General features: G+C 69.9%; 19 protein-coding genes. 8 read left to right on the top strand and 11 right to left on the bottom strand.

All coding sequences use genetic code 11. From position 1 onward, the window contains the following. Nucleotides 1–17: 17 nt before the first annotated feature. From DW306_RS20750 to DW306_RS20740, 3 genes are read right to left on the bottom strand one after another with little or no spacing between them, the layout of a single operon-like run. The gene (locus DW306_RS20750; RefSeq protein WP_136057476.1) at nucleotides 18–947 is read right to left on the bottom strand and encodes an acetamidase/formamidase family protein; all 930 of its coding nucleotides are present in this window, start codon (nucleotides 945–947) and stop codon (nucleotides 18–20) included. Then, on the bottom strand, nucleotides 944–2,353 hold the full coding sequence (locus DW306_RS20745) for an APC family permease (protein ID WP_136057475.1): 1,410 nt from the start codon (nucleotides 2,351–2,353) through the stop codon (nucleotides 944–946). The genes DW306_RS20750 and DW306_RS20745 overlap by 4 nt, the downstream gene beginning before the upstream one ends. Nucleotides 2,354–2,387: 34 nt before the next feature. Continuing rightward, nucleotides 2,388–3,281, bottom strand: coding sequence for a proline iminopeptidase-family hydrolase (locus DW306_RS20740; RefSeq protein ID WP_136057474.1), 894 nt, complete (start codon nucleotides 3,279–3,281; stop codon nucleotides 2,388–2,390). A gap of 78 nt (nucleotides 3,282–3,359) precedes the next feature. On the opposite strand from DW306_RS20740, the gene DW306_RS20735 reads away from it, so the two are divergent. After that, nucleotides 3,360–4,094: an FCD domain-containing protein gene (locus DW306_RS20735; protein ID WP_136057473.1), complete on the top strand. Its 735-nt coding sequence runs from the start codon at nucleotides 3,360–3,362 to the stop codon at nucleotides 4,092–4,094. A gap of 73 nt (nucleotides 4,095–4,167) precedes the next feature. Here the strand turns inward: DW306_RS20735 and DW306_RS20730 are convergent, their stop codons facing one another. After that, nucleotides 4,168–4,755, bottom strand: coding sequence for a nitroreductase family protein (locus DW306_RS20730; protein WP_136057472.1), 588 nt, complete (start codon nucleotides 4,753–4,755; stop codon nucleotides 4,168–4,170). Between the two features lie 83 nt (nucleotides 4,756–4,838). Next, nucleotides 4,839–5,450 (bottom strand): TetR family transcriptional regulator, encoded by a 612-nt coding sequence (locus tag DW306_RS20725; protein WP_136057471.1) that lies wholly within the window; start codon nucleotides 5,448–5,450, stop codon nucleotides 4,839–4,841. Between the two features lie 100 nt (nucleotides 5,451–5,550). Here DW306_RS20725 and DW306_RS20720 point away from each other — a divergent pair, with 100 nt between their 5' ends. Both DW306_RS20720 and DW306_RS20715 read left to right on the top strand, forming a co-directional pair. Then, a complete protein-coding gene (locus DW306_RS20720; protein ID WP_136057470.1) occupies nucleotides 5,551–7,023 on the top strand; it encodes an APC family permease in 1,473 nt (490 codons plus the stop codon). Next, on the top strand, nucleotides 7,020–8,729 hold the full coding sequence (locus DW306_RS20715; RefSeq protein WP_136057469.1) for an amidohydrolase: 1,710 nt from the start codon (nucleotides 7,020–7,022) through the stop codon (nucleotides 8,727–8,729). Before DW306_RS20720 ends, DW306_RS20715 begins: the two co-directional genes overlap by 4 nt. A gap of 27 nt (nucleotides 8,730–8,756) precedes the next feature. Here DW306_RS20715 and DW306_RS20710 read toward each other — a convergent pair whose 3' ends face one another. Continuing rightward, on the bottom strand, nucleotides 8,757–9,665 hold the full coding sequence (locus DW306_RS20710) for a LysR substrate-binding domain-containing protein (RefSeq protein ID WP_136057468.1): 909 nt from the start codon (nucleotides 9,663–9,665) through the stop codon (nucleotides 8,757–8,759). Nucleotides 9,666–9,798: 133 nt separating this feature from the next. Between DW306_RS20710 and DW306_RS20705 the strand changes: the two genes are divergently transcribed. Then, nucleotides 9,799–13,287 carry a bifunctional proline dehydrogenase/L-glutamate gamma-semialdehyde dehydrogenase gene (locus tag DW306_RS20705; protein WP_136057467.1) on the top strand — a complete coding sequence of 1,163 codons (3,489 nt, stop codon included), beginning with the start codon at nucleotides 9,799–9,801 and terminating at the stop codon, nucleotides 13,285–13,287. Between the two features lie 103 nt (nucleotides 13,288–13,390). Here the strand turns inward: DW306_RS20705 and DW306_RS20700 are convergent, their stop codons facing one another. Genes DW306_RS20700 through DW306_RS20680 form a run of 5 tightly spaced genes read right to left on the bottom strand, consistent with a single transcriptional unit; the run spans nucleotide 13,391 to nucleotide 18,630 of the window. Continuing rightward, nucleotides 13,391–14,494: an ABC transporter permease gene (locus tag DW306_RS20700; protein ID WP_136057466.1), complete on the bottom strand. Its 1,104-nt coding sequence runs from the start codon at nucleotides 14,492–14,494 to the stop codon at nucleotides 13,391–13,393. Next, entirely contained in the window at nucleotides 14,491–15,384 is an 894-nt protein-coding gene (locus tag DW306_RS20695; protein WP_136057465.1) for an ATP-binding cassette domain-containing protein, read from the bottom strand. The genes DW306_RS20700 and DW306_RS20695 overlap by 4 nt, the downstream gene beginning before the upstream one ends. 41 nt (nucleotides 15,385–15,425) lie before the next feature. Further along, nucleotides 15,426–16,661, bottom strand: a complete 1,236-nt coding sequence (locus DW306_RS20690) for a benzoate/H(+) symporter BenE family transporter (protein WP_136057464.1) — start codon at nucleotides 16,659–16,661, stop codon at nucleotides 15,426–15,428. 26 nt (nucleotides 16,662–16,687) lie between these two features. Beyond that, nucleotides 16,688–17,365 carry a response regulator transcription factor gene (locus tag DW306_RS20685; RefSeq protein WP_136057463.1) on the bottom strand — a complete coding sequence of 226 codons (678 nt, stop codon included), beginning with the start codon at nucleotides 17,363–17,365 and terminating at the stop codon, nucleotides 16,688–16,690. Beyond that, complete coding sequence (locus DW306_RS20680; protein WP_136057462.1) at nucleotides 17,362–18,630, bottom strand: sensor histidine kinase; 1,269 nt, start codon at nucleotides 18,628–18,630, stop codon at nucleotides 17,362–17,364. The genes DW306_RS20685 and DW306_RS20680 overlap by 4 nt, the downstream gene beginning before the upstream one ends. A gap of 159 nt (nucleotides 18,631–18,789) precedes the next feature. On the opposite strand from DW306_RS20680, the gene DW306_RS20675 reads away from it, so the two are divergent. From DW306_RS20675 to DW306_RS20660, 4 genes are all read left to right on the top strand, one after another. After that, entirely contained in the window at nucleotides 18,790–19,227 is a 438-nt protein-coding gene (locus DW306_RS20675) for a VOC family protein (RefSeq protein WP_205814224.1), read from the top strand. After that, entirely contained in the window at nucleotides 19,227–19,916 is a 690-nt protein-coding gene (locus DW306_RS20670; RefSeq protein ID WP_136057460.1) for a helix-turn-helix domain-containing protein, read from the top strand. Before DW306_RS20675 ends, DW306_RS20670 begins: the two co-directional genes overlap by 1 nt. After that, complete coding sequence (locus tag DW306_RS20665) at nucleotides 19,913–20,548, top strand: dihydrofolate reductase family protein (protein ID WP_136057459.1); 636 nt, start codon at nucleotides 19,913–19,915, stop codon at nucleotides 20,546–20,548. The genes DW306_RS20670 and DW306_RS20665 overlap by 4 nt, the downstream gene beginning before the upstream one ends. 149 nt (nucleotides 20,549–20,697) lie before the next feature. After that, entirely contained in the window at nucleotides 20,698–22,401 is a 1,704-nt protein-coding gene (locus DW306_RS20660) for a carboxypeptidase-like regulatory domain-containing protein (RefSeq protein WP_136057458.1), read from the top strand. The last annotated feature ends 51 nt before the right edge of the window (nucleotides 22,402–22,452 follow it).

Raw genomic sequence — 22,452 nt, 5'->3', positions numbered from 1 at the left:
GAAGGACGGGTGTCGGGCTACAGCACCGACTTCGGGAGTCGATGCAGCGTCACCGCGCCGATCGCGGCGAACGGATGCAGCGGGTCGGGCTCGCTCGATCCGGTCGGCCCGCCCAGCTTCGAGTCCACGAGAGCGCTCATCACCGCGAACGCGTCCATGGAGGTCCACCCGTGCGTGGTCACGAGGAAGTCGAACGCGTCTTCGTAGCCGCGCGTGATGCTCTCCTGCACCGGGTCGCCGAGCCCGACGAACACCCACTCGTCGGGCGTCTCGATGCGGGGCGCGTGCAGCGAGAGGTCGGGCACGAGGTCGACGCTCACGATCGCGACGCCCTCCGCCTCGATCGCGACGAACGAGGATTCGCCCTCGCTCATGATGGCGTGGATGTCGCCGATCGAGAGCAGCGCCCCTTCGACCTCGACCGGGAGGTACACGATCGATCCCGGACGCGCCTCGGTGACGTCCATGTTGCCGCCGAGCGCGGTGGTGGGCATGACGGTCGAGTTCACGCCGGATGCCGGGGCCGTGCCGATGCAGCCGATCATGGGCCGCGGCGCGACGACGTGCCGGTCGGTGAGATGCACGCCGTCCTCGTCGATCGGGATGCGCCGCGACGCGACCGTGTCGCCCATCCGATGACGCAGGGCGCCGATGCCGGGGAGGCTCTGCGACCACCCGCAGTCCTTCAGGCGGATCTCGTGGATCGTGACCGCGAGCGTGTGGCCCGGCTGGGCCCCCTCGATCCAGACGGGGCCCGTGACCGGGTTGATCGGCGCCGAGAGCGCCGCCAGGTCGCCGTGGTCGTGCAGTTCGCGGTAGACCGCGTCATCGGTCTCGAAGCCGATGCGCTCGCCCGTGCCGGGGCGGATGCGCAGGACCGGTTCGGCATCCGCACGGAATCCCGGGCGACCGAGCTCCTTGCCGAGGAAGTGATCGATCCCGTTCATTCTGTGTCCCCCTCGCTCGTGGCGGCGTGCTCGGACAGGATCTCGGGGTTGGCGCCGTTGCGGATGCGGAAGATGACGAACACGATGACCCCGACGGCGAGCCAGATCACGCCGCCGATCTTCGCCTCCGCCGAGGCGTTGAACAGAACGTAGCCGATGATGAGGAACCCGCACAGCGGCACGACGAGGTGCAGCAGCCAGTTCGTCGAGCGCTTGCGGACGATGTAGTGCCAGAAGACCGCGACGTGCAGCAGGAGGAATCCGAACAGTGCGCCGAAGTTGACGAGGGAGGAGATCACTCCGATCTGTCCGACGAAGAACAGCACGAGCACGACGCTCAGGGCGCTGACCACCAGAATCGCGTACACCGGAACCTGACGCGCGTTGATCTTCGAGAAGAAGGCCGGCAGCTGCCGGTCGCGGCTCATCGAGTACAGCAGGCGCGAGGTCGCCGCCTGCGCGGCGATCGCGTTCGCGATACCCACCGCGACGACGTTGACCGCGAGGAAGGCGGTGGCCCAGCCGCTGCCGGCCGCCTGCGCGACGATCGAGAAGAACGCGTTGTTGACCTCGTCGTCCGAGAACGACACGGTGCCGGCGGCGAGAGCGCTCGCGAGCCAGGTCTGCAGGATGAAGAGCGTCGCCACGATGAACAGCGCGATGATCATCGCCCGGCCTGCCGGGTTCTTCCCGCCCGTGGTCTCCTCCGACAGCGTCGAGATGCCGTCGAAGCCGAGGAAGCTCAACACGGCGATCGAGAGTGCGGCGGCGATCAGGGCCGGGTCGACCTTCGCCGGATCCCAGAGCTGCGCGAGCGAGAATGAGGAGCCCTCGATCGTCTGCCCGGTGAGGGCGGAGACGGCGATGATCACGAAGATCGCGACGAAGACGAGCTCGATGGCGAGGAAGACGCGGTTCGCGACCTTGATCGAGCCGATGCCGAGCACGTTGATGATGGTGTTGATCGCCACACACAGGATCGCCCACAGCCATTCCGGGCTGTCGGGGAAGATCCCGCGCATCGAGGAGGCGGCGAAGACGTACAGCAGGGTGGGGACGAGCAGATAGTCCAGGAGGATCGCCCAGCCGGCGAAGAAGCCGGCGATCGGATGGGTGCCGCGACCGACGTACGAGAACACGGATCCGGCGAGGGGGAAGGACTTCGCCATCTGCGCGTATCCGAGCGCGGTGAAGATCATCGCGACGAGGCCCACGAGGTAGACGAGCGGGACCATGCCCTTCGACTCGTTGAACACCACCCCGAAGATCGCCCATGGTGCGATGGGCACCATGAAGACCAGGCCGTACACGACGAGGTCGAAGGTCGAGACGGAGCGCTTGAGCTCCTGCTTGTAGCCGAAGGATTCCAGCCGCGGCTGGCCGTCGGAGGCGGCGGTGGTGGTCATGATGCTCCAGAGGTGTGTCGGGTGTCGAGAGGGTTCACGGGCGGTGGGCGAGGAAGACGGCGATCACGTCGAGGAACTCGTCGGGCTGTTCCAGGTGCACGCAGTGGCTCGCCCCGGGGAAGACGTGCCCGCTCGCGCCGGGGATGCGTTCGAGGAACGGCTGCCAGGTCGCGGGCGTCGCCTCGTCGTGCTCGCCGGCGACGACGAGCGTCGGGACCTCGATCAGCGGGAGTCGGTCGATGACCGACCAGTCGCGGAGCGTGCCGATCACGTGGAACTCGTTGGGCCCGTTCATCGTGTGATAGACCGTCGGGTCGGCGAGCATCTGCTGCTCGCTGTCGATGAAATCCTGCGGCATCGGCACGACGCGGCACACGTGGCGCTCGTAGAAGAGCTGTGTGGCGGCGACGTAATCGGGGTGATCCAGCGTTCCGGCGGCTTCGTGCTCCGCGAGGGCGTCGCGCGCGGCATCCGGGAGCGCGTCGCGCAGTCGCCCGGCCTCGCTCACCCAGAGCGGCATCGAGGCGGGGGAGTTGCAGATCATCAGCCCGCGCAGGCCCTCGGGCTGCCGGACGGCGATCTCGGCGCCGAGCATGCCGCCCCAGGACTGACCGAGCACGTGGTACTCCTCGATGCCGAGGTGCGCGCGCAGGGAGTGGAACTCCTCGTCGAAGAACGCGGGCGTCCAACGGTCGACGGGGGCGTCGGGGTGGTGGGAGCTTCGGCCGCAGCCGATCTGGTCGTAGTGGATGACCGTTCGCCCCGTGAGATCGGCGAGGTGCGCGATGTTCTGCACGTAATCGTGCGCCATGCCCGGGCCGCCGTGGAGTACGAAGACGGGAGCGAGGTCGCGGCTCTCGTCGGGCGTCGTGACGCGGAACCAGGTGAAGCCGTCGCGGAACGGAACGGTGGACTCGTGAACGTGCATGAAGACATGTTGGCGATAAATGGTCCGCGAGTAAACCATTAGTCGACAAGTTAACGTTGATGTAACACGGGGAGGGTCATGACGGAGAACGACGAGAACGCGTCCGACGAGACATTGATCGATCGCATCACCGACCGGTTGATCACCGCCGTGGCGATCGGGGAGTTCCTTCCCGGGACCCGTCTGCCGGCCGAGCGCGACCTCGCCCGCTCGCTGGGCGTCGGGCGCACGACGACGCGCGCCGCCCTGGAACGGCTGGTCAGCCGGGGGATCCTCGAGAAGCAGCGGGGGCGGGCCGGCGGCTCGTTCGTGCGCGAGGAGTGGCCGACCTCAGAAGTCGCCGCGGTCGCCCGATGGCTCGAGGAGCAGTGGCCGCAGCTCGTCGACGCGGCGATCGCCGCGACGCACCTGCACGGCGCCGTCGCCCGCCTGGCGGCTGCCAATCGCACGCCGGAGGACATCGCGCTGCTGCGGTCGCACCTCGAGGGGTTCCATCAGGCGCAGACCGGCGCGGCCCGCCAGCACGCCGACAGCCTGCTGCATCTCGCCATCATCGCCGCTGCGCACAACGACACCCTGTCATCCATCGTGCGAGAGCATGAGCGCCGCTTCACGATCATCGCTCCGGCCCACCTCTGGGGGGACGCCGAGAGTCGTCCGGCGATGGAGGAGCGCGCAGCGCGGGAGCACGCAGAACTGGTCGACGCGATCGCCGACGGCCGGACGGATGACGCCGGTCGCATCGCGCAGCATCACGTGGAGATCGATCTCGAGCTCCTCGAGGCCGTCCGTCGGCGCGCGCTGACCGTCTGACCGGCCGGCGGCGCGGACGCCGCGGCGAGGGCGGGGAAGTTGTGACTCCGCGGGGACGTCGTGAGGAGAGCGCTCAGGCGCTGAGGATGACCGTCTCGTCGATCGGGCGGCGCACGCGCGGAGCGACCTCGCGCTGCTGCAGCACGTCGGGGAGGCTCTCGACGTCGCCGAACTCGCCGACGGCGATGACCGTCATCGGCACGAAGCGGGGCTCGAGGTCGGCGAACTCGCGCACGGCCTCGGGGTCGAAGCCGCTCATCTGGTGCACGACGAGTCCGTCGTGGTGCGCCTGCACCGAGAAGTGCGCGACCGCCTGGCCGAGGTCGTAGACGGCGTGGGTGATCGGGGTGCCGTCGGCGGTGGCCGTCTCGGCGATGGCGACGACCAGGACGGCGGCGTTGCCCGCCCAGGCCTGATTGAAGCCCATCAGGGCGTTCACGACCTGCGCGTGCAGCGCGGTGCCGCGGCGGGCGACGATGAAGCGCCACGGCTGGCTGTTGTTGGCGGAGGGGCTCCAGCGGGCGGCCTCGAGGGCGGTGGCGAGCTTGGCCTCGTCGATCGCGTTCTGCGCGTCGTAGGCGCGGGGGCTCCAGCGTGCGGCGAGCACGTCGAGGACGGGGTGCTCGGTCGGTGCGGTGCGATCGATGACAGAGATGCTCACGGTGATGCCTTTCGGAGGGAGTCGATCGGACCCCGTCGTCCGGCTTACAGAGAGCAGAACAGATGCATGTGCATGTATATTCCTCAGCGCTCGAAGGTCGTGGACGGGCAGCCCAGCCTGTCCGCCACGGCGCGCATCGCCGCGGCCGCCTTCGGTACCGTCATCAGCGCATTTCCGCCCACGATGTGCAGCCCGTACGCGTCTTCGAGAGCGACCATCGTCATGGCGAGCTGCTCGTCGTCGAGTGCCGGAACGAAGACGCCGCTCTCGCGTCCGGCGGAGATCACGCCACGGTACGTCGCGAGCTGGCGGAGGTAGAGCTTCTGCACGAGTTCGTCGTGCAGCGCGGAGTTGCCGGCGAGCACGTCGAACTCGTAGAGCAGGCTCATCAGCGCGTCATCCGGACCGTCGGGGAGTCCGGCGTCGATCGCCGCGGCGAGCTGCTCGCGCGGGTCGGCGAGAGCGGCCAGCGCCGCGTCGCGTTCGTCGCAGAACCGCTGGATGCCGGCAGCGTGGGCTTCGACCAGAAGGGCGTCGAGGTCTTCGTAGTAGTAGAGGATGGCGCCGCGGGTGAGCCCGGCGGTGGCGGCGACGTCGGTGAGCGAGAGCGAGCGCAGACCGTGCTCCTTGCCCGCGGCGTACGTCGCCTCGATGAGTGCCGCGCGCCGCTCTTCCTGTCGTCGTGGTCGCGCCATTCCTTGACACTACCCGAGGGCCGTGTCACACTCGGGTGATTCTTTGACGTTGGAGTCAAAGAATTCCTCGCCTCGGATCACGACGAAGAGAGTCCCGACGATGTCCCACCCGATTCCGCCCTCGAGCGCCCCGGCGCCCGCGCTCGACACCGCAGCCATGACCACCCACGGCGGTCAGCTCTCGCGCTCGCTCGGCGTCGGCGGCAACGTGCTCATCACGCTCTCCGGCATCTCTCCGGCATCGAGCGTCTTCATCCTCGGCGGCGCCGCCTTCGCCGGATACGGAACCGGCGTCTTCTGGGGATTCATCCTCGCCGGCGTCATCAGCCTGCTCATCGCGTTCTGCTACGCGGAGCTCGGGTCGCGGCATCCGCTCGCCGGCGGCGACTACACCCTCGTGAGCCGCGTGCTGGGGCCGGCGCCGGGCGCCGCGGTGTTCTTCATCAGCCTCCTCACGCTGCCGCTGATCATCGCGATCTTCGCTCTCGGGGTGGCCGACTACCTCGGTGTCGCGATCGCCGGGCTCGACCCGCTGTGGACCGCGGTCATCGTCATCGTGCTCGCCACCGTGACCGCCTGCTTCAACATCCGCACGAACGCCTGGGTCACCGGAGCGTTCCTCTTCATCGAGATGGCGGCCCTCGTCTACCTCTCGGTCCTCGGCGTGATCCAGATCGAGCGCCCGATCACCGACCTGTTCGATCCGCAGGCCCTCGATGCCGCCGGCGGCCTCGCCCCGCTCGGGATCGCCGGTCTCGTGCTCGCCGTCACGCAGGGCATCTTCGCGTACAACGGCTACGGCGGGGCCATCTACTTCGCCGAGGAGACGAGGGATGCCCGCCGCACGATCGCCAAGGCGCTGCTGTGGAGCGCCGCGATCACCGTGCTCGCCGAGATCATCCCGCTGACGGCGATCATGCTGGGCGCCGATTCCCTGGAAGACCTCTTCGGGGCGGACCTGCCGGTCGAGTCGTTCCTCTCGGCGCGCAGCGGCGACACGGTGTCGACGATCATCCTCATCGCGATCGCCCTCGCCATCATCAACGCCATCATCGCGATCGCCCTGCAGGCGGGACGCCTGCTGTTCGCGGCGGCCCGGGACCAGGCCCTGCCGGGCGTGCTCGCGCGGCCGCTCGCCCGTGTCTCGCCCCGCACCCGGATGCCGGTGGCGGCGACGATCACGATGGGCGTCATCGCCCTCATCGGATGCTTCGTGCCGTTCGACGTGCTGCTCAACGCGACCGGGTCGACCCTCGCGTTCTCCTACGGGTTCATCGCGCTCGCCGCCCTCGTCGTGCGGCGGCAGCAGGATGCCGTGCCGGGCACGTACCGGATGCCGCTCTGGCCCGCGCCGCCGGTCGTCGCGCTGGCGGCGATCGCCACGATCTTCGTCATCGGCATCCTCGACCCGGGTCAGTGGCTCAGCCTCGGAATCGCCGCCGGCATCGTCGCGGCCGGATTCCTCTACTACGCGCTGTATCTTCGCGCACACCCCGGCGCCATCCACCTGCTCGAGGCGGACGCGGTCCTCGACACGCCTTCAGATCACACCACCGAGGAGCACCCGGCATGACCGTCGACACCCTGATCACGGGCGCACGCGTGCGCACCTTCGACCCGACGCAGCCCTGGGCCGAGGCCGTCGGCATCGACGGCGATCGCATCGCCTATGTGGGACCGGCATCCGATGCCCCCGCGGCCCGCCGCACGATCGAGGCCGACGGGCGGCTGCTCACACCGGGCATCATCGACAGCCACAACCACCTCCTCCTCGGGTTCGACGAGGATGCGGTGTCGCTGGAGGGTGCGACCACCCTCGCCGAGGTGCGGCGGCGCATCGCCGACTTCGCCGCCCGGCGCCCCGACCTCACCTGGATCTGCGCCGAGAACGCCGTGTACTCGATCGTGGACGGGCGACGCCCGAATGCCGCCGATCTCGACGGCCTCACCGATCGCCCCGTGTTCGTCACCACCTACGACCAGCACTCGGTCTGGGTGAACGGGGCCGCGCTCCGCGTCCTCGGCATCGCCGCCGGTGTCGACATCGCCTGGGGGCGGCCCGAACGCGATGACCGCAGCGGCGAGCCCACCGGCTGGGTCACCGACTTCTACACGAGCGCGATGACGACGGCCGGGCTCGCCGAGCTGCAGCGCGACATCCCGATGTACTCACCCGAGCGCCGCTACCGCAAGCTCCTCTCCAGCATGCGCATGGCGACCGCGAGCGGCATCACCACCGCGGTCGAGCCGCAGGTGCCCCTCGCCGAGCTCGGCCTGTTCCAGCGCGCGCTCGCGGCAGGGGAGCTGTCATCCCGGGTGATCACGGCGCTGTTCCACCCGGTGGGGGCCGACGGGGACTTCCGTCTGCGCCTGCTCCAGGCGGTGCAGGATGCCGAGGCGGATGCCGATGCCGCCGGACTGCTGCGCCTGGGGCCTCTGAAGCTCTACGCCGACGACGTCATCGAGCCGCACACCGCGCTGATGCTCGACGACTACGCGAACCGTCCGGGTGTGCGCGGCCGTCCGAGCTACCCGGGACGCGAGCTCGTCGAGGTGATCAGCGAGCTCGACCGACTCGGATTCCCGACGCACACGCACGCGACCGGGGATGCCGGCATCCGCCTCGCGCTCGACGCGATCGAGCAGGCCGCCCGGCGCAACGGCACGAAGGACCGTCGTCATGGCGTCGTGCACGTCGAGTGCCTGCATCCCGACGATCTGCCGCGGTTCCGGGCGCTCGGGGTCACCGCGGCCATGCAGCCGCGGCACTGCTCCCCGGATCTCGTCGCCGGCACCTGGATGGAGAACGTCGGCGAGGAGCGCTGGGGCAGGGCCTGGCGGTTCCGCAGTCTTCTCGACAGCGGGGCCACCGTCGCCTTCTCGAGCGACTGGCAGGTGGGCGAGATGGATCCGCTGGTCGGGGTGTACTCGGCCGCGACACGGGCCGGGCTCGACGGCGGCGATGCGTGGACCCCGCAGGAGCGCGTCGGCATCGATCGATCACTGGAGGCGTACACCGTGCACGGGGCGCGAGCCTGGCACGCGGAGGGCGATCGGGGGAGACTGCAGCGCGGCATGCTCGCGGACCTCGTCGTGTGGTCGGACGACCTGTACCGGCACGAGGACGACCCCGCCGGGCTGCTCGACCAGCACGCCGAGGTCACGATGGTCGGTGGGCGGATCGCTCACTCCGCGGGAGCGCTCGCGTCGCCGACAGCGCTGCGTGCGGAGGATCCGGTGGCCGCGGGGACCGGCGAGAAGCACGTGCACGCGCACTGACCGCCGCTCGGGGTCACGGTTCGCGCGTCACGTCGGCAGGTTGTGCGACGCGGCGTCCGTCAGCGCGCGGCGCACCGCCTGGATCGACGGCGCATCGGCCGACACCCGCCGGGCCGAGGAGAAGATCTCGCGACGCGGCTCATCGGGGAGGGGCGTCAGGTCGACGGTGGGGGTGTCACCCGCCCAGACGAGTTCGGGCAGCAGTCCGACCGCGAGTCCGGCGTGGATCAGCCGCACATGGGCGGTGAGGTCGGCGATCTCGAAGCGCACGTCCGGCTCGAATCCGGCGGTGCGGCACAGCTGCTCCGCCCACGCGCGCGACGCCGTGCCGGCGGGTTCGAGCACCCAGGGCTCGTCACGGGTCGACCACAGGGCGGCGACGGCATCCGCCTCCTGCGCGCTTCCCGGCCGCCGCGCCAAGGCGATCGCGTCGTGTGCGAGCACCACCCGGTCGAGGTCGGCGTGGATCGGGCGGGTGCGGCCCGGGTACTGCTCCGCGAGGATCAGATCGAAGTCGCGGCTCGAGACGCCGACGAGTCCCGACTCGGGATCGCGCTCGGTCACCTGCACCCGCAGCGCCGGATGCCGCTCCTTCAGCGAGTCGAGCGCGCGCGGCAGCAGCGAGTGGGCGGTGGACTGGAAGACGGCGATGTGCACGGTTCCGGTCACCTCGGTGAGCGACTCCGCGACCGCGACCTCGGCATGTTCCAGCTGATCGAGGATGCCGATGGCCTGGGCCACCAGGACGTTGCCCTGCGGCGTGAACTGCACGCCCCGGCCGACGCGGCGGAGCAGGGGGACGCCGACGTCGCGCTCCAGCGCGCTGAGCTGCTGCGATACCGAGGCCTTGCTGTACGACAGGGCGTCGGCCACGGCGGAGAGGGTGCCGCGGCGGGAGAGCTCCACGAGCATACGCAGGCGATTGACGTCGAGCACGTCGGATCCGTTCGTTCAGTCTGAGTGAACAGAATTCACGCAATTCGGTTGATAGACGGAGCCTACCGAGCGGGCGGACAATGATCCAGCCGCACACGTCCCGGGTGTGCGAACTCTCCGGAAGGCACCGCCCATGTCTGTCGACGTCGACACCTCCCTGCACACCGACACCCCGCGCACCGACTCGCCGCGCACCGAAGACGTCGCCGCCCTCGTGCAGCGCTGGCTCGCCGAGAGCGAGTCGTACCCGGTGGAGCCGGCCGCCCAGCGCCTCTCCGAGGTGCTGAAGGATCCGAACGGCCTCGCCTTCACCGTCGGCTTCGTCGACGGTGTGATGCGCCCCGAGGACCTGCGCGTCGCCGGCCGCAAGCTCGCCGAGATCTCGGAGATGACCCCGACCCTGCTGCCCGGCTACCTCCGCGCCGCCATCAAGACCGGCGGGTTCTGGGCGCCCAAGCTCCCCGGCATCGTCGTGCCGATCTCCCGCCGCGTGCTGCGCGCCATGGTCGGGCACCTCGTGCTCGACGCCACGCCCTCGAAGCTCGGCCCCGCGATCGCGAAACTGCGCAAGACCGGCAACCGCCTGAACCTCAATCTCCTCGGCGAGGCCGTGCTCGGCGAACGGGAAGCGGGACGCCGCCTGCAGGGCACCCGCGACTTCCTCGCCCGGAACGACGTCGACTACGTCTCGATCAAGGTGTCGAGCGTCGTCAGCCAGCTCTCGATGTGGTCGTTCGACGAGGCCGTGGCGGACGTCGTCGCCAAGCTCACCCCGCTGTACGAACTCGCGGCGCGCTCCGAGGTCGAGGGCAAGACCAAGTTCATCAACCTCGACATGGAGGAGTACCGCGATCTCGATCTGACGATCGCGGCGTTCACCAGCATCCTCGACCAGCCGGGACTCGAGAACCTCGAAGCCGGCATCGTGCTGCAGGCCTACCTGCCCGACGCGCTCGGCGCCATGCAGCACCTGCAGGACTGGGCGTCGGCTCGGCGCGCGAAGGGCGGAGCGCCGATCAAGGTGCGCGTCGTCAAGGGTGCGAACCTCGCGATGGAAGAGGTCGACGCCGCGATCCACGGCTGGCCGCTCGCGACCTACGGCTCCAAGCAGGACTCCGACACCAACTACAAGCGGGTGCTGGACTGGGCGATGACCCCGGAGCGCCTGGATGCCGTACGCATCGGTGTCGCCGGCCACAACCTCTTCGACATCGCGTACACCTGGCTGCTCGCGAAGTCCCGCGGAGTCACCGGCGGAGCGGACCACCTCGTCGAGTACGAGATGCTGCTCGGCATGGCCACGGGCCAGGCCGCCGCGGTCCGCAAGGACGTCGGCCAGCTGCTGCTCTACACCCCGGTCGTGAACCCGGCGGGGTTCGACGTCGCCATCGCGTACCTGGTGCGCCGTCTCGAGGAGAACGCGAGCCCGGAGAACTTCATGTCGGCCGTGTTCGAGCTCGCCTCGAACCCGGAACTGCTCACCCGTGAGCGGGAGCGCTTCGAGCGCTCGCTGGCAGGCCTCGAGGCCGACCGCTCCGTTCCGGCACCCCACCGGGTGCAGAACCGCGCCACCGAGAACGCGGCGGATGCCGGCACCACCGGCTTCGCGAACCAGCCCGACACCGACCCGGCGATCGACGCGAACCGCACCTGGGGCCGCGACATCCTCGCGCGCTCGGTGAGCTCGACTCTGGGTCTCGACACCATCGCGATCGGCAAGGTCGAGACGGATGCCGAGCTCGACGACGTCTTCGCCGCGGCCGCGGCCGCCGCCGACCGGTGGGCTGCGCTGCCGGCCGCCGAGCGCGCCGCCGTGCTGCACCGCGCCGGCGATCAGCTCGCCGCCCGCCGTGGCGAGCTGATCGAGATCATGGCCCACGAGGCGGGCAAGACGATCGCGGAGGCCGACCCGGAGATCAGCGAGGCGATCGACTTCGCGCACTACTACGCCGAGCGGGCGCTCGACCTCGAGGCCGTCTCGGGCGCCGAGTTCGTGCCCTCGAAGGTCACGGTCGTCACGCCGCCGTGGAACTTCCCGGTCGCGATCCCCGCCGGCGGCGTGCTCGCGGGTCTGGCATCCGGCTCCGGTGTGATCATCAAGCCGGCCAAGCTCACGCAGCGCTGCGGCGCCGTCATGGTGGAGGCGCTGTGGGCCGCGGGCGTGCCGCGCGACCTGCTCGCCCTCGTCGACCTGGCATCCCGCGACCTGGGCACCCGCCTCGTCGCGAGCCCCGCCGTGGATCGCGTGATCCTCACCGGCGCGTACGAGACGGCGCAGCTGTTCCGCTCGTTCCGCTCCGATCTGCCGCTCCTCGCCGAGACCAGCGGCAAGAACGCCATCGTCGTCACTCCCTCCGCCGACCTCGACCTGGCGGCCGCCGACGTCGCGCGCAGCGCGTTCGGGCACGCCGGTCAGAAGTGCTCCGCCGCATCGCTCGTCATCCTCGTCGGGTCGGTCGCCGACTCGAAGCGGTTCGAGCGTCAGCTCGTGGATGCCGTGACGTCGATGCGCGTCGGCCTGCCCGACGACCCCGCCACGCAGATGGGGCCGATCATCGAGCCCGCGAACGGCAAGCTGCTGACGGCGCTCACGAAGCTCGAGAAGGGCGAGCGCTGGCTGGTGAAGCCGCGCAAGCTCGACGCCGACGGCACGCAGTGGACGCCGGGGGTGAAGACCGGTGTGCGCGAAGGGTCGTACTTCCACCTGACCGAGTTCTTCGGTCCGGTGCTCGGCGTCATGCACGCCAAGGATCTCGACGAGGCCCTGCGCCTGCAGAACGCCGTCGACTACGGCCTCACGGCGGGCCTGCACTCCCTCGACTCCGAGGAGGTCGCCACCTGGCTCGACCGCGTCGAGGCGGGCAACCTGTACGTCAACCGCGGCATCACCGGAGCGATCGTGCAGCGTCAGCCGTTCGGCGGCTGGAAGCGCTCCGCCGTCGGTGCCGGCGCAAAGGCGGGTGGGCCGAACTACCTGTTCGGTCTGGGCGAGTGGGCTCCTGCACCGCTCCCGGCCAGTGCGTCGGATGCCGCCGTCCTCCCGGTGATCGAGGCTCTGCTGGGCGCCGCCGGTGCCGAGCTGGATGCGGTGGAGATCGCCTGGCTGCATCAGGCCGCGGCGTCCGACGAGCGGGCCTGGGTCGACGAGTTCGGCGCCGTGTCCGACAAGTCCGCGCTCGGGGTGGAGCGCAACCTGTTCCGCTACCGCCCGGTCGCGACCGATGTGCGCATCTCGGAGCATGCACCTCTGGTCGACGGCATCCGCGTGCTCGCGGCTGCGCTCCGCAGCGGCAGCCCGTTCACGGTGTCGGCGCCGGCGCTGCCCTCGCGGGTCGAGAAGGCGCTCCGTGCCCACGGAGTCCCGGTGAGGCACGAGAAGGATGCCGCCTGGACCAAGCGCTTCGCCAAGGAGACCCGGGGCTGGGCGCGTCTGCGGCTCGTCGGCGGCGACGCCTCGGCGCTGTTCGCAGCGCTGGGCGGGAGCCCCGATGTCGCCGTGTGGTCGCACGCGGTCACCGGCGCCGGCCGCGTCGAGATGCTGCCCTTCCTGCACGAGCAGGCGGTGTCGATCACGAACCACCGCTTCGGCAACCCGACGACCCTCACCGACGGCGTGATCTGAGGCCCTGATCCGGCGCCGAGACCCCCGGTTCACGCCGAAACCCCCTGCTGTGTACGTTCGCAGCAGGGGGTTTCGGCGTGAAGGAGGGGTTTCGGCGGGGGCGTCAGCCCCGCAGCGCCTCGGCGAGCTTGACCCGCGAGCCCATCCGCAGAAGCGAGTTCTCGTAGATCTTCGCGCCGATGGCGATCGCCGCCACGCAGCTCGCGAGCAGCACCACGAGGCTGAGCAGAGGCTCCCACCACTGCGCCTCGCCGACGAACAGCCGCATCGGCATCCCGACCGGCGCCGAGAACGGCACGTACGACATGATCGTCAGCACCAGCGGGTTGTCGTTGAAGATGATCACCAGCACGTACGGGGCCATCACGAGCATCGTGATCGGAGTCGTGGTCGAGCCGATGTCCTCCTGGCGGGAGACCATGGATGCCGCGGCGGCGAACAGCGCCGCCAGCAGGATGAACCCGAACAGGAAGAACACCGCGAACCAGATGATCGGCGCGCCCAGGGTGGAGAGCACCTCCCGCTGACCCGTGACGATCAGACCGACGGTCGCGATCGCGGCCAACGCGAGGATCTGCCCCATCGCCAGCACCGTGTTGCCGATGACCTTGCCCGCGAGCAGCGTGCGCGCCGGGATCGCCGACAGCAGCACCTCGACCACGCGGGTCTGCTTCTCCTCGACCACGCTCTGCGCGATCGTGCCGCCGAAGGTGGCCGCCGCCATCATGAACACCAGGCCGAATCCGATGGCGATGAAGTAGCGCAGCAGCGGGTTCGTGGTGGCCGGCTCCAGGATCTGCACATCGGGCGCCTGCGAGAGACCCGAGACGAGCGAGCCGGGGGCGTCCTTCAGTGCGATGACCGTGAAGCCGGTGGGGCCGTCGCCGGGGAGCACGGCCGCATCGACCTTCTCGTCGCGCACGAGCGCCTCGGCCTCGGTCTGATCGGAGACCTCGGTGACGGTCACGTTCGGCAGCGCCGACACGGCCGCCGAAGTCTGGGAGGTCACCGCCACGGGCATGGCCTCGGTCGCGGCGTTCTTGCTCGCGAAACCGCCGATCACGATGCCGGCGAGTGCGAGCAGCAGCAGGATGCCGGTGGAGATGAGGAACGCCTTGCTGCGCAGCTTGGAACCGATCTCGCGCTCGGCGACGAGCCAGATGCCGTTCGCCACGGTGGGACCGCTGGAAGGGGTCGGGGCGCTCACTGGATGACCTCCTTGAAGATCTGTGCGAGGGACGGATGCTGGGGGGCGAAGCTCGCGACATCGCCGCGCTCCACCGCGCTGCGCAGTACGCGCTGCGCCGTCTCGGGGCCGTCGGCGTCGAAGAGCGCGTAGCCGCCCTCGAAGTCGACGACGGTCACGCCGGGCTCGGTGCGCAGCCATCCCGCGTCGCCGGTCGACACGAGCTCGTAGCGGTCGCGCGCATGCTCGGCGCGCAGCCCGTCGCGCGAGCCGGAGGCGCGGACCGTGCCGCCGGCGAGGATGACCAGGTCGTCGCAGAGCCGCTCGACGACGTCGAGCTGGTGCGAGGAGAAGAGGATCGATGCGCCCTTCGCGGCGCTGGACTGCAGCACGCCGGCGACCACGTCGACCGCGAGGGGATCGAGGCCCGAGAACGGCTCGTCGAGGATCAGGACCTCGGGGTCGTGCACCAGCGACGCCGCGATCTGCGCGCGCTGCTGGTTGCCGAGCGAGAGCGACTCGATCGTGTCGTTGAGCCGCTCGCCCAGGCCCAGCTCGGTGAGCAGCTCGGTCGCGCGGGCCGTCGACTCGGCTTTGCCGTAGCCGTGCAGGCGGGCGAGGTAGACGATCTGCTCGAGCACCTTCATCTTCGGGTAGAGGCCGCGCTCCTCCGGCATGTAGCCGAAGCGGCGGCGCTCTGCGGCGGTCAGCGGTGCGCCGTCCAGGGCGACGCTTCCGCCGTCCGAGGAGAGCAGCCCGAGGACGATCCGCATGGTGGTGGTCTTGCCGGCGCCGTTGCCCCCGACGAAGCCGGTCAGCCGCCCCGGTGAGACCGTGAAGGTCACATCGTCGAGGACCCGCCGCGAGCCGTAGCTCTTGGTGATGCCCGTGAGTTCGAGTCTGCCTGTCACTTCGTCTCCTCCGTTCGCTCAGTGCATCGCATGCCTCCACGCTAGGGACGAGGGGTCCCCGCGGCATCCCCCGCGCGGCGGATCTTGAGCACCGTGCGCACGATGAGTCCCGCGACGAGCGCCCAGAACGCGGCGCTCACGCCGATCACCGAGATGCCGGAGGCCGCGACGAGGAAGGTCACGACGGCGGGGATCCGCTCGCCCGGGTCGTCGATCGCCTGCTGCACGGCCGATCCGAAGGCGGCGAACAGGGCGAGCCCGGCCACCGCGGGGATCACGGCGGCGGGCGCGAGCGTCACGAGCGCGGCGAAGGCGGCCGAGCATCCGCCGAGCACGAGGTACGACCCGCCGGTCGAGACCCCGGCCACCCACCGTCGCTTCGGGTCGGGGTCGGCATCCGGAGAGGCGGCGAGGGCGGCGCTGATCGCGGCGAGGTTGATGGCGTGCCCGCCGGCGGTGGCGCCGAGCGCTGTGCCGAGCCCGGTCACGAGCATCGCCGGGCGCCACGGCACCTCGTAGCCGAAGCTGCGCATGATCGCGATGCCGGGCACGTTCTGCGAGGCCATGGTCACGATGAACAGGGGCAGCGCCAGACCGACCAGCGCCCCGAGCGTGAACGTCGGCGCCGTGAGCTCGACGCGCGGAAGCAGGAGCGCGAGATCGAACGACGCCTGCTCCCGGACCAGCGACACGGCCACGACCACGGCCGCCGCGACGAACGCGAGCGGCACGGCCCAGCGCGGCGCGAGTCGTGCGAACACCAGCCAGGTGAGCACCACCGGGACCACACCCCAGGGATTCGCGACGATGCCGGTGATCGGGGCGAGGCACAGCGGCAGCAGCACACCGGCCAGCATGGCCTGGGCGATCGACGGAGGGATACGGGCGATCAGGGCGCCGAGTGCGGGCCAGAGGGCGGTGAGCAGGATCAGTGCCGCGGTCACGAGGAAGGCGCCGACGGCCGCGGGCCAGCCGCCGTCGACCGCACCGGTCGCCGCGAGCAGTGCCGCGCCGGGCGTCGACCAGGCGACCGTGATCGGCATCCGGTACCGCCACGCGAGCACGACGCAGGCGAGACCCATCGTGAGGCTGGCGGCGAGCAGGCCGCTCGCCGCCTGCGCCGGGGACGCTCCGACCGCATCGAGTCCGGTCAGCACCACCGCGAACGAGCTGGTGAATCCGACGAGCGCCGTCACCACCCCCGCCAGGATCGGACGGGACAGGCCCGGATCGCGGGACGGGCTCGAATCGCGGGACGGGGGAGCAGCGCCGGGCATGGCTCCGAGAGTATCGCGGCAGCGGGTCAGGCGAGACCCATCCGGAGCGCCAGCACGACCGCCTGCACCCGGTCGCGCGCACCGAGCTTCTGCAGGATGCGCGAGACGTGCGTCTTCACGGTGGCCTCGCCGATGAAGAGGGCGCTCGCGATCTCGGCATTGCTGCGTGCATCGGCGAGAAGCGTCAGCACCTCGGCCTCGCGTTCGGTGAGCGGTTCGGCCAGCACCGTCGCGTTCACGACGGGGCGAGGCGCGGGCGCGGGAGCGGATGCCGCGGCGAACCGCGTCAGCACCCGGCGGGTGACCTCGGGTGCCAGCATCCCGTCGCCGGCGGCGAGAGCGCGGACGGCGGCGATCAGGTCTTCGGCTCCCGCGTTCTTCAGCAGGAAGCCGCTCGCTCCGGCGTCCAGCGCCTGGTAGAGGTAGTCGTCCTGGTCGAACGTGGTGACGATGGCGATCGCGGCTTCGATGGAGGGATCGGCGACGATGCGTCGGGTCGCCTCGATGCCGTCCATGTCGGGCATCTGCACGTCCATCGTGATCACGTCGGGGTGGAGCGCGGATGCCTGGGCCACGGCATCCGCTCCCGTCGCCGCCTCGCCGACGACGGTGATGTCGGGCTGGATGTCGAGGATCGTGCGGAAACCGGCGCGAAGCATCGCGTGATCGTCGACGATGAGCACGCGGATCGGCTGATCGGTCATCGGGGGCTCCTCGCCTCTGTCTGCAGCGTCAGGGGAAGAGGCACGCGGGCGCGCACGCGCAGGCCGCCGAGCGGGCGGGGCGTCACCTCGAGGGTGCCTCCCGATGCCGCGGCGCGCTCCCGCATGCCGAGCTGTCCGAGTCCCGGGCGCAGCTGCGCGACCGCACGCCCGGTATTCACGACCTCGACCTCGACGCCCCCGTCCTCGTAGCGCACGCGCACGTCGGCCGTGGCGCCGACCCCGGCATGACGACGCGCGTTCGTCAGCGACTCCTGCGCGATGCGGTAGAGGTTCACCGCGATGAGCGACGGCACGGGCACCTTCTCGCCGATCACCGCGTACTGCGTGGGTAGACCTGCTTCGGTCGATGCCGCGGTGAGCTCGGCGATGTCGTCGAGCTCGAGGGTGGACGACGCATCCGCCGTCTCGCCGCCGGGCGTGCGCAGGGTCTCGAGCAGCTGGCGCAGCTCGTGGATCGCGTCGCGCGCCGACCCCTCGATGCCGGTGAGGATGCGGCGGGACTGCTCGGGATCCTGATCGAGCACCAGGCGTGCGGCGCCCGCCTGCACGCCCATCACCGAGACGTGGTGGGCGACGACATCGTGCAGCTCCCGGGCGATCCGCACCCGGTCGAGGGCGACGGCCTGCGCCGCAGTGACTTCGCGCTCGCGTTCGAGATCGGCGGTGCGCTGCTCGAGCACGGCCCGCTGGGCTGCGGCGATCCAGGAGCGCTCGCCGAAGTAGTACGCCCCGCCGAAGTAGAGCAGGTTCAGCAGGATCTGCAGGAGCATGAACGCGACGTACGGCGACATGGCGCCGGCCACCACATCGGCCTTGTCGGCCTCACTGATCGCATCGCGGTACATGGTGATGAGAAGCCAGGCGAACATGCCGACGATGATGCCGACGCGCACGAGCATGGCGCGACGGCGGTCGTTCATCCAGGCGCCGACCGTGTAGAGGCCGACGAACATCGCGATGTTGCCGACGTAGATCTCGGGGACGCGGATCGTCACGGCGGCGAAGTACGCGAGCGCGATGACGACCGCGACGGTGCCCGGCCAGACGCGACGGAAGGCGAGCGGGACCGTGGCGACAGCGGCGTAGACGAGGGCCGTCCAGAGCTCTGCCTGCTCGTCGCCGTACAGCTCCGAGATCGAGGAGAGCGCGGCGCTGAGAATTGCTCCCACGAACATCACGGCCGCGAGGATGAGGTCGCTGCGCCGCTCCCGGGCGGTCGGCGTACGGCGGAAGTCGGCGGACATCCTTCCACCGTAGGGCGGAGCGGATGCCGCGGCATCCCCCTCGTGGGGGATGGGTTTCCCCCTTCCCTCAAACTTGCTATTGACAACCAAGCTTGTTTTTAACAAGCTTGGTCTCACCAGGCTCCGCACGTCGCAGGGCCGCACAGACAAGGAGTCATCATGACCAAGGTCTTCGTCAACCTGCCCACCACCGACCTCGAGCGGGCCAAGGCGTTCTACACTGCGCTCGGCTGCGAGATCAACCCGGCCTTCACCGATGAGAACGCCGCGTGCGTCGTCTGGTCGGACGACATCTACTTCATGGTCCTGAAGCGCGAGTTCTTCGCCACGTTCACCGACAAGCCGATCGCCGACCCGCATGCGGTCGCGCAGGTCTCGGTCACCTTCAGCCACGACTCGCGTGAAGACGTCGACGCGATCATCGAGAAGGGTCTCGCGGCCGGCGGCGTCGAGCCGAAGCCGGCGCAGGACTACGGCTTCATGTACTCGCGCGACCTCGACGACCCGGACGGCAACTCGCTCGGCTTCCTGTACATGACCCCGGAGGCCGCCGAGAACGGGCCCGAGCACATCGCGGACGACGCCGCCTCGGTCTGATGGCCTCGCGCAGCTACGGCCAGTACTGCGGTGTCACGACGGCCGTCGAGCTGATCGGCGAGCGGTGGGCGCTGCTCATCGTGCGCGATCTGCTCGTCGGGCCGCGTCGGTACACCGACCTCAAGCAGGGCCTGCCGCGCATTCCCACCAACATCCTCTCGACGCGCTTGAAGGAGCTGCAGGAGGGCGGCGTCGTGCGACGCGTCCCGCTGCTCCGCGGTCTCGCCTACGAGCTCACGCCCTACGGACGGGCCCTGGAGCCGATCATGATCGCCCTCGGCCGCTGGGGGTTCCAGGCGATGGGCGATCCCGAGGAGGGCGACGTCGTCACCCCCGATTCGCTCACCATGGCGCTGCGCACGGCATTCCAGGCGGATGCCGCCACCGACGGGGAATACGAGCTGCACGTCGGCGAGGTCGCCCTCCGTGCTTCCGTGCGCGACGGCGAGCTGCGCGTCGCCCAGCTCGCCCCGCCCGCACCTCCCGTCGGAGGCCGGCTGCCGGAGGGCGAAGCGGATGCCGTGATCGTCGCCGGTCCCGGCATCCGGCATCTCATCGGCGGCGAGATGTCGCCGGCCGAGGCGCTCGCGCAGGACGTCGTCGCCGTCGTCCGCGGCGAAGAGCGCTGGCTCGAGTCCTTCGCGCACACGTTCCATATCGCACCACTGAAAGCAAGGAGCATGACATGAGCAATGACGCATCCGGTCGCATCCTGATCGACCTCTTCACCTCCCTCGATGGAGTGGCGCAGGGGCCGGGCGGCACCGACGAAGACACCTCGGGCGGCTTCCGCTTCAGCGGGTGGCAGGCCGGGCATCCGTCGTCGGGCGTCGGCCCCCAGATCGAGAAGGGGATGCGCGGCCTCGACGCGCTCCTGCTCGGCCGTCGCACCTACGACATCTTCGCCGGGTACTGGCCGCAGCACACCGAGGGCGAGTCCGGCGACATCGGCAAGCTCTTCAACCGGGTGCCGAAGTACGTGGCGACCCGGGATGCCGGCTTCCCGCTCGAGTGGGAGGGCAGCACCCGCGTCGGCGACGACCTCGCCGCCGAGGTGGCTGCGATGCGGGCCAACCACCGCGAGGTGCACGTGATCGGCAGCATCGACTTCGTGCACACCCTGCTCGCCGAGGGGCTCTTCGACGAGCTGAACCTGTGGGTGTACCCGATCCTGCTCGGCGCCGGCAAGAAGGTGTTCGACGATGACGCGCTGCCGTCGGTGCTGACGCTGCTCGAGCCGCCGAAGAGCGACGACGGCGGCGTGACGCTGCTGCGCTACGGGCGCACCGATCGGGTGCCGGAAGTAGGGACTTTCGACTGACCGGAGCGATATATCACGCGACTCGACTATTCCCTTCCTATGGCTGATTCATCTAGATTCGATGGGTTGCCGCATTTTCGGCAGAAGTGTTGAGGCCGAGCGGAACAGCGTGAACGTTGTGCGCGCGACCTCCATCGAGGGGTGGAACGATGACGAGACGTCGCGGGATGATGCGGGCGGTACTGGGCGGGATGGCGGCCTTCGCGCTGGCCCTGGGTGGCGTGACGGCGGCGGTGGCGGCCGAACCGGAGACGGACACGATCTCCGGGACCGTGACCCGTGAGGATGACGGAACTCCCGTAGCGGGCGTGATGGTCACCGCGAGCGGTGAGAACGGCGGCTGGGGTTACACCGTCACAGACGAGGTCGGTGCGTACACCCTCCCCGATCTCGTTGCGGATTCCTACGTCGTGACATTCATGCCTGACGGGACCGACCTGAAGCGCGAGTATTGGGAGAACACCTTCGACTACGCTCAGGCGACTCCGATCGTGGTCGATGGCGGTGGGGCTGTCTCGGGTATCGACGCATCACTCGCCGTGGGCGGCGGCATCCAGGGCGTCGTCACCCGCGAGGATGACGACACGCCGCTCGAGAACGTCTCAGTGCAGGCTCTCGATGAGCGCAACGAGATCGTGGGTGCGACGCAGACCGATGCCAGCGGCGCGTACGACCTCGGCGGCCTGCCCACGGGTTCCTATCGGGTGAGGTTCGGAGCTCCGGATGCAGAGACCCTGTCCGAATTCTGGGAGAGCGCCTACAACTGGGACACCGCGACTCCCGTGAGCATCGTCGAAGGACAGACGACGGCGGGAATGGACGCCGCGCTCGCCACCGCGGGATACATCACCGGCACCGTCACGAACGGGGTGGGCGGCGAGCCGGTGTTCACCACGGTGCTGGCGTACGACGTGGCGGAGCGGTTCGACCTGGAATTCCACTTCACCGACGGCGACGGTGCGTACCGCATCGGCGTCCCTGCCGGTACGTACAAAGTGCTGTTCATGTCCACCGGCTTGGCCGTGGAGTGGTGGAACGATGCCCCCGTCTGGGACTCCGCCGTCGAGATCACGGTGGCCGCGGGTGAAGAGGTCGACGGCATCGACGCCGTGCTCGACAAGATCGCGACCGTCAACGGCACGGTGACCGTGGCCTCCGACAAGCCCGCCGATGTCTCGGTGCGGGCGTGGAGCGAGGGTGTCGAGGTGACCAACCGGGTCATCACGTCGGACACCGGCGCATTCTCGCTGGACCTTCAGAAGGGGACGTACACGCTGCAGGCCACTGCCACGTTCACAGACGGCACGCCTCCGGTGACGCAGTACTTCGACGGCGTCGCGACGGCCGGCGAGGCCACGCCCCTCACCCTTGCGCCGGGCGACATCGTCGAGGGCATCGACTTCGTCCTCGACCCCGACGAGGAGCCCGAGCCCGCTCTCACGCTGTCGGCCGGCACGGTCGTCGCCGGTAAGGAGATCACCGTCTCGGGAACCGGCTTCGCTCCGGGCGCAGCGATCGCGTTCGAGCTTCACTCCGACCCGATCGCCCTGGGGACGCTCACGGCCGACGCGGGCGGTGTGCTGAGGGGGTCGTTCCGCATCCCGGCCAGTGCTCCCGCAGGTGCCCACACTCTCGTCGCACTCTCCGGGACCACCGTGATCGCAAGCACCCCTCTGACTGTCACGGCCGCAGCGGGCTCCGGCAGCAACGGATCCGGTTCGGCCACCACCGGTGGCGCAAGCGGGGCGCTCGCGAGCACCGGATCGGATGCGCCGGTCTTCGCGGCGACAGGGGCGCTCCTGCTGCTGTTCGCCGGGCTGACGCTCGTGCGACGCCGTCGTACGCAGAGCTGAAGCGGCTCGCGCGACCTGTGCGGCTCGCGCGGGCGGCATCTTCTCGGTGAG

It is taken from the genome of Microbacterium sp. K24 (assembly GCF_004794465.1).
Classification (GTDB): domain Bacteria; phylum Actinomycetota; class Actinomycetes; order Actinomycetales; family Microbacteriaceae; genus Microbacterium.
This window is presented reverse-complemented; position numbering and strand designations above follow the sequence as displayed.